The sequence below is a fragment of the Enterococcus sp. 3H8_DIV0648 genome (assembly GCF_002140655.1).
GTDB classification, from domain to species: Bacteria; Bacillota; Bacilli; order Lactobacillales; family Enterococcaceae; genus Enterococcus_A; species Enterococcus_A hulanensis.
Genome location: NZ_NGLG01000002.1, coordinates 28,210 through 41,313, shown reverse-complemented (window position 1 = coordinate 41,313; position 13,104 = coordinate 28,210). Strand labels below are relative to the sequence as shown.

At 41.1% G+C, this 13,104-nt stretch carries 10 protein-coding genes; all 10 read right to left on the bottom strand.

Translation table 11 applies throughout. The features are described from left to right. A partial coding sequence (locus A5875_RS23785) for a hypothetical protein (protein ID WP_441316226.1) occupies positions 1 to 331 on the bottom strand: 331 nt, incomplete at its 3' end. 86 nt (positions 332 to 417) lie between these two features. Then, entirely contained in the window at positions 418 to 1,524 is a 1,107-nt protein-coding gene (locus A5875_RS16650; protein WP_088934745.1) for a DUF4352 domain-containing protein, read from the bottom strand. A 51-nt stretch (positions 1,525 to 1,575) separates the two neighbouring features. Then, a complete protein-coding gene (locus A5875_RS16645) occupies positions 1,576 to 2,055 on the bottom strand; it encodes a hypothetical protein (RefSeq protein WP_088934744.1) in 480 nt (159 codons plus the stop codon). 135 nt (positions 2,056 to 2,190) lie between these two features. Then, on the bottom strand, positions 2,191 to 6,645 hold the full coding sequence (gene essC, locus A5875_RS16640; RefSeq protein WP_088935825.1) for a type VII secretion protein EssC: 4,455 nt from the start codon (positions 6,643 to 6,645) through the stop codon (positions 2,191 to 2,193). After that, a complete protein-coding gene (gene essB, locus A5875_RS16635; protein ID WP_088934743.1) occupies positions 6,629 to 7,801 on the bottom strand; it encodes a type VII secretion protein EssB in 1,173 nt (390 codons plus the stop codon). Before essB ends, essC begins: the two co-directional genes overlap by 17 nt. Further along, positions 7,785 to 8,057 (bottom strand): EsaB/YukD family protein, encoded by a 273-nt coding sequence (locus A5875_RS16630; protein WP_088934742.1) that lies wholly within the window; start codon positions 8,055 to 8,057, stop codon positions 7,785 to 7,787. The genes essB and A5875_RS16630 overlap by 17 nt, the downstream gene beginning before the upstream one ends. A gap of 10 nt (positions 8,058 to 8,067) precedes the next feature. Then, a complete protein-coding gene (gene essA, locus A5875_RS16625; RefSeq protein ID WP_088934741.1) occupies positions 8,068 to 8,550 on the bottom strand; it encodes a type VII secretion protein EssA in 483 nt (160 codons plus the stop codon). Further along, positions 8,543 to 11,917, bottom strand: a complete 3,375-nt coding sequence (esaA, locus tag A5875_RS16620) for a type VII secretion protein EsaA (protein WP_088934740.1) — start codon at positions 11,915 to 11,917, stop codon at positions 8,543 to 8,545. Before esaA ends, essA begins: the two co-directional genes overlap by 8 nt. Before the next feature lie 57 nt (positions 11,918 to 11,974). Continuing rightward, positions 11,975 to 12,271 (bottom strand): WXG100 family type VII secretion target, encoded by a 297-nt coding sequence (locus tag A5875_RS16615; RefSeq protein WP_010742512.1) that lies wholly within the window; start codon positions 12,269 to 12,271, stop codon positions 11,975 to 11,977. A gap of 433 nt (positions 12,272 to 12,704) precedes the next feature. After that, the coding region (locus A5875_RS16610; protein WP_441316225.1) for an Rgg family transcriptional regulator at positions 12,705 to 13,104 on the bottom strand (400 nt) is incomplete at its 5' end.

Here is a 13,104-nt window from a genome sequence, read left to right as displayed (position 1 = left end):
TCGAATAGTAATGACCAGAATTTAAGTTAAAAACTAAAAATTGCTTATTATTATTGTATTTTTGAAAAATAGTGTACAGATAAAAACCCGATAATCCAGCTCCTATTACACCAATTAAAGGTTGAAACTTTAAAACTATCAACGAAACAATAAGTACAATTACTATTGGCATTGGGATGTTTAGCTTTGCTTTTCCCGTATAAATTCTTGCGATATTGCTTAATTGGATAGTGATTTGATCAAAATGCAGAACATTTTCTCTGATCGAAAAATAATCTGTCTTAATTTCTTCTTCATTTGAATCAAAAATACTTGTTATATCTTTCCCCATAATGAATCTCCTTCTATTTTTCCCTTTTTAACACCAGTAAATGGACGGGCCTTTACAGACCCATCCATACAAACTATCGCCATATTCTACTCATACAACCCGCCTCTATATGTCTGAGTTAGGCTTGCAAAATTGTAATTGTTGCTGGATTTTTCGGACTTAACTTGCCATTTGCCATCTTTTTTCTCTAAATTAATTTTGTAGCCTTCGCCATCCATGTCTGGATCAGTATTGATTGGAGAAGAACCAAGTTTTCCTGGTAGTTCTTGTAAAAAATATTTTTCTATATCACGATCAAGGGCATCATCGTATTCTTCATACTTGCCTTCATTCTCATTTGCGAATTGCTCGCCGATCGCTTTAGAATCGACATTATCGAATAAGACAACTTCTGGTCTAACATAGATCGACGCAAAGTTTGGATAAAACTCATTGAACTTATAGGTGACTTTCCCTTTATTCCTATTCGTGTTTTGCATTTCAGTGATTACTTTTTCTAATTCTGGAGTTGATGGTTCATAATATTCGAACTCGTTTTTTAGACAATTGATGCTTGAATCTTTAAACGCTTGTTTTTCTTTTGCTAAGTCATTTCCTAATTCGAGTTTTTCATCGCTCTTTTCTTCTGCTCCCAAGAAAACAGTTTGGATATAATGATTGGCTAATTTTTCGACTTCTTCTGTTTCATCTTTATATTTTGTTTGATCGATTTTTAATTCAACACCAGCTTCTTTGCTTTCGTCCTCTGCGTCCTCAAGATCAAAAATTGTTGGTTTAAAATGCAGCTCATATTTTTTCCCCTTCGTTACCTGAAAAACGATTGGCTCGGTCAGACTCTTGTCCTCCGATAATGATTCATAACTCATTGATTTGAACTGATCATCAGAACTGTAGATATCTTCATTGGACGTCTTCTTGCCATCCTCGTCATATAGAGCAAAATCATCTGGGGCAATCTCCAGCTTCTTATCTGATTTATTGGTTACCTTGACGTTTAGACTTAAGTACTTCACGTCATCGCCTGTTGTCTTATCCATTGGAACGATATAAGCTCCATCTTCGACACTTAATTCAACCAATGAAGATTGTGCAGATTCTTCCTTTTTCTCTGATTTTGCTTTTTCTTTGGTTGAACAGGCGCTGACCGTCAACAATAAGCTGGTAACTAGTAACAATTTCATAAACTTTTTCATTAATAAAACTCCCTTTTTAGATAGAAATAATTGGTATAACCCATTTTTGTTTTAACTACTTTTTTTAATCATTAAATAGTCTTCACGAGAAATCTTTGCATCTTGTTTCATGGTTGGATAAGCCTTTTTTATGTCATTGGCGCTAATGAAAAAGAAAATAATCATTAGTATTTGAATCGGCGTCAAAATTAGTCCCAAAATCACAAAGTATGTTTCTCCCGCTCCACCCCGCGTGAAATCAAGAAATATTATAGGAATCAATAGTAGAGAAACTATGTTTGAAAAGTAAAGTAAGCTTGGTGCCACATGTTTTCTTCCAGAGACTAACTTCAATTTGTTTGCGCCAATATGAGCAAATATAGTAAAAACAAAGAGGACGTTACCTACCGTTCCACCAATATCAAAACCCAAAAAAGCAATAACCATTAGAGCGGTAAATATAATCGGAAGGCCTAAATAATAACTGTACGTATTATAGGGCCTACTATCATTTTTCATCTTTTGTTTTGCTGCTTTCAACGTTTCTTTCAAAGTATCTCTCCTCTTTTTTTGTTGAAAATATATTGATACCTCGTTGTAATCTTCCAATTCTTTTAACCAACCTACTATTCCTGCAAGATTGATGCGTGAGTCGTGCTATACCATGTGATAAAACTCCTCTGTTTTTTACTCACTAACCAGCTTCACGCGGCAGGCATTCCTGCCGACAAAGAAGTGGCTTTCGTCCAACTCGACGGTTGGTTCGTTGTAACTGCTTTTCACATTGACAAAGCTTTGATCAATCAGGCGAGTTCCTGCCATACCGGCTGGAATATTGGCCCGCAAGGTCTTATTCACATCGTCAAAGCTATTTTCGATTTGTTTTTGATTCCCCTGCAGGATGAAGTGCATCCCAACTTTAGGTCCTTTTTTCAGATAACGATTGAAGTTCTCGCTGCTGATAAATGATTTGTCCCCAAAGGCTTGGACGTCGGGAATATAGACAAACATCGGCTCATGGATTCCACTCATCTCGCGTTCATTGATTTCACTGATCAAGTCATTGGTAAAGGTGCTGTATTCTCCTTCAGAAACCAGCACATCCGCACTTTCTGAATACCCATCGAAGCGATCACCGCTATTGAAGATGACCCGCTGAACCTGACCTGCCAACCGTTTGAAGTTTTCCATGATGACTCGCTCGATCGATTCTGTTTGCTGCGGTGTATCATCGCCAATCACAAAATAGCCATGCTCTTGCGGATCGAAGCCGACGACAGCCGTGCTTTCCTTATCCAGCGCGATCGGTAATTGTCCTTGCTCCAGCATTTGCTGTGTTGCTCGATTGGCAAAAAATTCTTCCAAACTGATCACATTCGACAGCATCGGAATCTTCATTGGGCGTTCGCCTTGCCAAGCTTGATCGATTTCGACGATTTCCGCCTCCAGATGATTCAAGCGATCAATATCGTTTTCACCGGCTGTCGGCAAATAGATTTGAACTTCCTGCGGTATGTCTAATTTGATTTGCGCACGTCCGATAATTTCTTGTGGAATCAAGGCATCGCGACCGACAACATCACGAATCGCACCTTCTTCAACTAAGAACAGACCGATATGCGATGGGATATTACTCGACATACTCATCTTGAAGCTGTTGGTCCGCAAGACTGCCATCACCGCATATATACCTAAACTGGCCCCTTCTCTTAACAATTGATTCAGCACAGATTCAATCGATTCTTCTAACGGACATTCCTTGATTGCGTCGAATCCATCCACGACTGTAATGATCACCGGTAAAGATACACCGGCTTTCTTTTCGTATTGGGAAAGACTCGCGACCCCATAGTTGGTAAAGGCTTCTTTTCTTTGTTGAATCTCTGTTCGAATCCGCTTGAGGAACTTCATCAATTTTTCTTCTTCCTCTAGGCGAACGTGATCCACCACGTGAGGCAGATCCTTTAACGGCAGCAGCCCATTCGTACCGAAATCAAAGAGATTGAATTGAACCTGCTCTGGATTATTTTGCCGAGCCAAGTTCATGATCAGGGTTTGCAGCAATGTCGATTTCCCAAAACCTGGTGATCCGTACACAGCCGTGTGACTAAAGGTCTCGAGATCAAAATCAAAATTCACCTGCTCTTGACGTGTAGGAATATCCATCAGACCTAACGGAACAGCAAGGCGACGTTCTTTTTTCCATTCTGCTAGATCAATCACTGGTGTATCGATCACTTCTTCTAATGGCGGCAACCATGGTTTATCTGGCAGAACGGCTTTAGAGTCTTCCGCATACTCAGCGATCGCTTCAACCACAGCATCTAATTGTGTTTGTTCTTCTTCGGTTTTGACTACCGCAACTTCATCTTCTGAAAGATCCATTGTTAATAGCTCGTATTGGCCCAGATTGTTGATCCACCAAATTCGCTCATCGATTTTTTCTTCGTGATTTGCATTTGGATCATAAGTTGCGCCACTCCATGCGGATTGGAACAGCTCGTATATTTCATTGTTTCCGACCTGTAAATATGCACGACCTGGTTGAGTAATACTTGCAGCATCAGGTGTTTTGATGATTTCATTTGAGTCGGCTGGATCAGCGACTTTTAAGGCTAATTTGAACCGAGAGTTGGACCAGATTTGGTCATCCACGACGCCGCTTGGCTTTTGAGTCGCCAAGATCAAGTGGACACCTAATGAACGCCCGATCCGTGCAGTCGATACTAACTCCGCCATGAAGTCAGGTTCATTGGCCTTTAATTCCGCAAACTCATCACTGATCAGGAACAAATGCGGCAATGGATCACTTGGGTATTTTTTCTTTTCAATTGGGTCAGTGATTTCCTTCCCCTGTTTATAAAGCTTGGTGTAACCATTAATATGATTGACGCCAAATTCGCCAAATTTTCGTTGACGTTTTTGTAATTCTGCTCGAATACTTTGTAGCGCACGGGCAGAGCTGGCACCATCTAAGTTAGTGATCGAACCTAATAGGTGCGGCAGCTTGGCAAAAAGATTCGCCATTCCCCCGCCCTTGAAGTCGATCGGCAAGAAGCCTACATCTTCAGGCGCGAAATTGACCGCCAACGATAAAATATAACTTTGTACGATTTCTGATTTCCCTGAACCCGTCGTTCCGGCAACCAACCCATGCGGTCCATGTGCCCGTTCATGTAAGTTCAGCGATACAATATCGTCCTTGCCTCGCAAGCCTAATGGAACAGCGAGAGATTTAGAAGTATTGGCTTTTTGCCACCGTTGCGCAATTTGCAGCTCCTCGGTTTTCTTCACTTCATACATCCCTAGAAAATCAATGGCTTCGGGAATTGCATTCTTCTCAACTTCAACATGATTCAAATTCGCCAATCGCTGGATCGCTTCGGATACCGTAAAAGTAGTCGGCAGATGCATCGGACGGAAAAATTGATTCACGTATACATGATTTTCGTTAACTAATGTCGCCGCTTCACTGCTTTGATATTCGATCATAGTCGTCGTTGTTTCCGGCAGCATATTCGCCGTTTCTTTTCCCCAAATGACCGTGACGCCATATTGACTCATGTCTTCCGCAAGATATTCATTCAGTCCGTGACCGGACAACCAGCTTTCATCTAAAATCGTTAATACATAATGAGGAGAAAATTGTATTTTTTCATTTTTTTCCGACTCCTTTAACTGCTGCCGGCGCTTGGTGATCAGCTGATAAAAGGAGTTCAAGCCCATATCACGGCTTTGAGCGTTATGGATCATTCCTCGCAGGTTCAACTGCTGCAATTGGAAATGCGGCAGCCAACGCCAGTCATGCCATTTTTCTGCATAGTCTTCTTCACCTAACAAAGCAATGAACTGAACATCGCGATAAGAATGGAAGACAGAAATCTGAAACAGGATGCTTTGAACCGCCGTTCGCAGATTTTCTGGCGTCCCTGCTAAACCAATCGTTTGATCTAGCAAAGTGGTCGTGATCGGCGCCTCTTTCAGCGTTTGATGCGGTCGCACCACCTTCTCGTCAGCAAAATCAGCTAATGGGTCGGCTTCATTTTCATTTTTACGAAATTCGACTTTAAAGCTGGCTGGGATTTCTCCGGTTCCTAGACGAAACTGTAAAAAATCAGCATTGGTGGCTGTTCGTTCATAGATTCGCGGATGATATTCCTTAGTCATCTGTGCCAATGTTTCCATCCCTGGATTATGGTATTCCAAAGCCTTACGCTGCTCGGCGGAAAGCTGCTCCAATTCTTTTTTCTGTTGGATCATATAGCGTTGGTATGTTTCAGAACGCAGCTCGTTTTTACGTTTCGTTTCTTTTTTATTGGTAAAATAGCTGGATACGGAAAAGCCTGCGGTTAACAAGCTGGCGCCGCCCATACTGAGCATCATGATCGGATTTCCTCCGCTTAATACGCTGGAGGCACCGCTTAGAACAACCATCCCTAATGGCGGAACGATCGAACGTAAAATCTCACTTTTCCCCTCCGCCGTTTTTGCACTTGGCGGAGTCACCGTCTGTTCCTTTTTCGGCGGCTTTAAATGAATCCGAGGGCTGCGGCGAAAATCAGGAAAACTGGTGGGAAATTCATTTTTCAGTGCTTCTGGCATGATTTTGCGAAAATCTAAATGAACTTCTCTTTTTAGACAGGTAATCTTGAATTGTTTTTCTCTGCGCTCAATGATGACCCCGCTGATAATCGCTTGATCCCCAACACAAAAATCGTCAGCTATTCGCTCAACCTGCTGCCCATTCCAATAAAGTTTTTCACCATTGGCTTCCACAGTTAGGTAATAATCTTGTAAATCATTTTTCACTGAAAGGATTCCGTAGGCTTCACTGGGTAAAGAAATCTCCGAACCGGAAGCCTTGGAGATCGTCCAGGATTCCTTTGGCAATGTCGTAGTAAAAACAGCCAATTCGCTGTGAGGAAGTATTAGCAACTCCTTTTCCGACTCTAATGAGTTCTCACAGAATAATTCTCCATTGACGCAGCTGACGACAAATCCATGAAAAAGAACGGTTTGGCCTTCTGAAATCTCGATATGATCAAAAACTGTATCAAAAAGAAAAACATCATAAAGGACGGACTCTTTTTCGATGATTTGATCATCGATTGATGGACAAGGGCGATTACTGTGCTTGATCATCATTGACTTGTCCTCCTAGCAGCTTCACGTAATTATTGATTTGTTCTTCGTATTCCTTTAACAATTCTTGTTTCTTTTCGCCATCCATGCGCGTATTAGCCTTGGTGGCATCATAAAGTTTTGTGTACGCATGCAGTACGTATTGGTTGTCCCCGATATTTTTTGCGAGGCTCAACGCTTTATCAAAATCACCGCGGCCTAAGTAAATCCAGAATAGCAGTGTATTCTCACTAGATTTTTGCGAGATGGTATTAAGAACCGCTTCTTTTTGTTCATTCGTTAAGCTGTCAAGCTGAATATAGCTGGCAGCTAAAATATATTGCGCTGAGGTAGGTAACTTCTCCGCTTCATCGTGCTTCAATTCTGCTGTTGCACCGGAGTAATCATTAAAGATGAATTTTGATTCTGCCTCGATCACACGTTCCTGCAGCGGAACTACTCGACCTGCATATACGGATAAGCCAATGCCTAAACCAACTGCAAGGACGAATAGGACTAGACTTCCCCACTTAAACAGACGATAGTGCTGCTTTTTGACTAATTTCTTTTCCCGCCTATTTTTCTCCCGCAAGAATGTGCTCGCCTCTGAAAGATAGCCGTCGATTTCTTCTGGTGAAGTTGCCTGATAAATTTTTTCCACTAAAGCATTCTTTACCGCGCCTAACCCATCGACCAATCCAGCAAAATCCAGCTGCGGCTGTAAAATAAAGCAGATTAAGGCTTTGTATTGTTTAAAAAACACCTCGTCTGTCACTGGAAACGGCGCAACAATCTCCAGTAATCCGCGATGGCCTAAACGAATCGTATGTCCAACAACGAATAAGTTTTCCGGATGGACAAATGGATTGACTAATTGCTGATGCTGAACCAGAAGAAAACGCATTTGCTGGGCTAACTCCAAACGTTCCAACTCGTTCGAACGCGCCGCTAATTTTTCGACTGTCTCGCCAAACTTGGGAATTGTATAATCAATGATCATTTCTTCTTCGTTATGCTGACGAATTTCTCCTTGCAAGCATTCGCCCGTTTCAGCGAGAATGTTCTGATATTGCTCAATCATGGTCCATTTAAATTGATTGGCAGTCAGCTTGGTAGTCAGTGTCGCCTGATCTAATTCTTGTTCAATCGTGATAACACCATCATTTCGTTCCGTCATTTTCTGTCTCCGTTCTTACATATAATTGATCGCCATCGCTAATTGGGTAATTAGCTAAGGGTAATTGCTGCTTGATTTTGATTGGTTTATTGATTAATTCCAAAGAGAAATTTTCCGGCAGCTTGAAATTCATGATTGCCAATGCTTCCTGCAGCAAGGGTACCAATCGCTCAAGCGTTACTCGATTAGGAATGCGCAGGTCAATGACATTTCCTTCAAAATGTAAACCAATATTGATTGCTGTTCTTTTTTCCAAAATGATCCCCCTAACTTTTCCGAACAAACACTGTCGAAAATCTGCGTCCAAGTAAAATTCCTAGAATCAACATCCCCACGATCACTATCCCTGCCAAAAAGTAGATTAATCCTTGAGGGATAGTATTTTTCTGAGTCATGCTTTGATTAGAATGGGACGCGGCGCCTTGATAACCTTCTAAAAATAATTTTTTCACATACGCTTTTTCTTCTTTACCGGTTTCAGGCAGCTGCCGCGTGACGAAGACTTTATCTTTCGCCTGTTGTGCAATTTGTTCACGGGCCGCTAACTGCTGCTGATTAGTCATTGTCTTCTTTTCTAAAAATAAATCTGGTGCAATCAGATACTCAATCGAATCTTCTTTTTCTTGATTTTCCTCATAAATAACCTGATTGTTGATCGTCAATTTGCCGTTGTCTGCCTCTGCTTCTCTGCCAAACAACCCAACAGTAAATAAAAGCGCAAATATTCCAATGATTTTTCGTTTATTCATGATCAATCACCTGCCCTAACGGCTCACCTAGCGCATCCTTCTGCGCACTTACTAAGAAATTCAAACCGAGACCCAACAATACGAGCACGATTAGGATTAAATAAGTTAGCCAACCGATCGACATCCCATTAAGCAAAGCAGTATATCCGTTCTCAATATTTTGCAAAGGCGACACTCTGAAAATGAAACGAACCACACTTCCCGGATTGGTCGTCATCCCCAACAATGGAGTCATCATTAAATAGAAACCAAATAGTAACCCCACAATGAATAAACCTGCCCGTTTGAATTGCCTTGCTAATGCTGTCGTAAACAGCAGACAGCTCAAGAAAACTAAAAACGTATAGCTGAACCAGCTTACGGTTGAATTTATAGTGACTAAATGTGTCGTTATACCACTTACCAGCAGGGCGATCAGCATACTTACCGCCAGCGTTCGTAAGGCATTCGGAGTATTCTTCCAAATTCGGCTCTGTGTAACAAAGAAATCATGCTTGCGCAATTGACGCTCCCATAAGCTAGAAGAAAGTCCGTATCCAATAAACAGAGCAACGATTGTCCCGATAAAAGTCAGATAATAAGGAACGACCGAAATCGTTCGATTTTTTCCAAATTCTCCGATCGTACTCATTGGACTTGCTAAGAAATTGAATACTTTTTGATTATCGGCTCCGCCTTGGCGGGCATTGGAAAGAACCTGATCAAAATTCTTGCTGTACTCATCATTTGTGCTGTCTTTCTTATTCGCATCCGCTACTACTTTGTCCAAATTATTAAGAACTTTATCTGCGTTGCCTTGGACTTCTTTAGTCGTCTTTTTCAGATCTTCAATTTTCGAACCGACATCCTCTACCTCTGCCGCAGATTTACTCGTTGTTTCCGCAGATTGTTTAGCCGTTTCCACTAATTCCTTCATGGTGTTGACAATCGAAGCTGTCGCTTCTGCGACTGGCTTTGTATCACCAGATTCCGGATGCGGATTTTCTTCATTGATCACCGATCCGGCCTCAATTTTTTCAGCTTCCTTCCAGCTGCCATATGTCGCTGCAATCTGTTCGTTGGCTTTAGCAAACCACTGATTTAATTTATCTGCTTCATTTTTTAACAGCTCCGGCTGCATCATGAAGTGCAGCGTACTATATAATGTATTTTTTTCATTTTCCGCATTTTCTTTTGTTCCGATTGTTTGCTCCAAAGCGGCGATCTGATCTTCAGTTTGACGATAAAGCTTGTCCCCACCGGCTTTGTACTCCTTGACTACTGCATCTTGAATCAACTTCTTTTTCGCATCATCTGTAATATTGTCATAGGAATGATAAATCGAATCACTTGCCGCAAACTCATCCAGTCTCAAGCCGAGATTAGCCGAATCGTTGATAGTTGCGAGATAACTAGCCACATTTGACTGCTGACCCGGCTCAGCGAAGATCGTCATGATCTGCTGCGCAGCTCCGCCTAAAGCTTCAAATTGAGCCAAAATATGAGGAACATCATTGATTAAGGGATTCGCCTTATCTGCGAAACTCGCGTAGTGCCCAGCGACTTGCTCAACACCATTGACTCGCCAGTTATATAGAAGATTTACGAAAGATTCCTTCAGCTCAGTATCTGACAATGTCCATTCAATCGTCGGCTGGACTGTCACACCGATTTGATCTGGCAGAGCAGTCGTCGGAGGAGTTCCTCCTGCTTTGAGCGCCGTCGTGATCGTTATACTGTGAGAAGAACCAGCCGTTACGGTCGCTTCATAATCATAACTGCTTAGTTTTGCATCTAAAAGGGTCTTAATTTCAGCTGCCAGAACCGTTTCATCCTTGATTTTGACAGTTGACCCTGAATTCAGATCGAGTGTTGTCGTTACATTAGGATCGATAACAAACGTACGGGATTGGACAATATCGACTGGATTATCATGAGGCACATCCCCAGTCAAATAGTTGAAAATCGGTGTTGTACTAAAAGCAACACCATAGTCATTGGCATATTTTTCAATTATTTCCAATTCCTGTATATATTGATCCGCCTGCGGCTTAGTGACCTTTCCGTTACTGACTAAAAGATCCAATAATGCCCGTACCTCACCATTATTCAGCATAGCGATCTTCTCATTTAAGACATCTAAATATTGATCCTTCAATTTAGAGGCGTTTTGGCTAGAAGAAAGATCTGTTAAATTAAGGATGGCTTGTTTGCTATCTTCTTCTGTAGCACTCTCTGGTGTTTTACTGCCGTCGCTGTAATAAGTCTCAGCGATTTTTGTCCGCAACTCTTTTAGGGTCACAACCTGCTGCTCTAATTGATCAATCTCATCCGTGATTTCTGCTAACCGAGCCGTTTGATTTTCTTTGAAATAAGCTGCTTGACTATAAAAATCAGCCAATACACCGCTCGTCTTGCTTCCATTGGCATCACTCTGGTAAAAATCATTCATCTGCTGCATTAATGAATGATTTAATCCATCGAATTGTCCTTGATAGTTTTGTAAATCGTTATCCCACTGTTGGGCTAACTGCTCCTTTTGCAGCTCTACTTGGTCATTGAATTGCTGAATGGCTTCTTCGATTTTTTTATTGACATCTTCAGTAAATTCGTCGACCGTTTCCTTAGTTGTTTCCAGTGAATCGCTAGAACCTTTCAAGCCTTCATTGTTTGAATCCAATAATTGGTTGACAGAATCAACGAAACTCTTCTGCTCCGCGGTAAAGCGCTCATTATCCGCATCTAAAATACTGGATACATCCAATACGGATGAGAAGTTTTCCGGTAATTCCTTAAAAGGATTTTGGATCTCTGAAGCTAATGTTGTATGTGTTTCCTTGTCACCTTGCACGATCGTATTCACATTACGCTGCGCCTCTGAAAGATTTCCTACGATACTTGAAAAGTACATCTGAACGATTCGTTGATTGAATTCTTTCAAAATGCTATCGACTTTTATCTGAACTGCTTGATTGGTCAGCTCATTTTGTCCCTTACTTACTTGATAATCCACCACAGCCTGATCCGGCTCGATGCTTTGCAGATCAAGCAGTCGCTCAGAAAAATTTTGCGGAATATAGATTACCGCATCAAATTGACCATCAGAGAGTCCTGCATCTGCTACACTTCTTGTGGTCGTCTGCCAATTATGATCCAAGTCGTTGTTGATCAAGGTAACAAAGTCTCTGCCTAATATGTATTGTCGATTCTCAAACTTCGCACCTTTATCTTCGTTCACCAAAGCATACGTAACCTGAGAGGTTTGATCTTCGGCAGCTTTTCTAAGATTGTCATCTTTGAGCCCGAAAAATAGTAATACCGCAACCAACAAAATACCGCCGATTGTTATCCCCAGCAATGCGAGTTTATTTTCTCTTTTCTTCTCCATGTCCTTCTCCTAAAAAAACGTCAGCACACCACTTGTGCTGACGTCTTTCGTCTTTGTTTAATTTAGCCCGAATGAACCAGCATCTTGACGGTCGCGTTCAGCAACGGTATCCGCATATTTGTTCAACTGTCCGTGAATGCTTTCCAGCAATTCTTCCATTTGCTTCACGTTACCTTCTAACTGATTGTACTGTTCTAAGTACGCTCGGAACGCTTCCCCTTGCCATTGCTGAGAAATCGTTTGATTCATCGAATTCACTTTGCGAATTGCATCTTCGATTTGGGCTGAGGCTTGTTGATAAACCTTCGCCTGTGATTTCAGCTGTTCGGGTGTGACTGTAATTGCTCCTGCCATGTGATATTCCCTCCTATCCATAAATATGCTATTAGCATAATACAAAAAGGGGTGAAAATTTCATTATTCGTCGTATAAGGTAAAAAGTCTCGTATACGACGAATTTGAAAATTGATTTTCATCAAAAAGTGCCCTTTCAGCTCTCTTTGATTTGTTTTTTACACAATACTAAGCGTCAAAAAAACAGCAATTGAGAATTGATTTCTTAACACTGGCAAAAATCACCGTTACAATTGAAACCTTTTTTTGCTCCCAGATTCTGATCTTCCATTGAAAAGTTGTTGAATTATTCTCTGTCAATCCACAATAATAATCTGCAATAATAGGGATTATAAAATAACGATCAAAACATCTTGTTGTATCGACAGAAATAGCGCTAGATGTACAGCTAAGATATTAATGCTCCTAAGATGATCCAAAATAGCTTATCTTTCTAAGAAAGATAAGCTGACATTTCTTCTAACTCAAAATCCACATTAAATAACTTTTCTACGTAGATCAGCAGTTCATAGTTCATTTTCTGATATTGTTCAGATGAGAGATACTCGCAGACCTTTAAAGACTGCTTCACCTTTTCTTTTCCCTGGTCATTTCCCCTCAATGTTTCCCAGATTCCCTTGAGAAGTAATCGAAGATTTGCTTCAAAATACATGTCTTCCTCTAAATTGAAATCATCCATTTTTTCAAGGTATTTCCAGGCATAACTCCGTCGATCATTTTGAATAAAATAAACGATTGCATTTGACAGCATTCGAAAACTTTCACTTCTTCCATTCCTGCTATCTTTATATACCGCTAGACTCATCACTGCTCTTTCCAAGATCAACTCAACA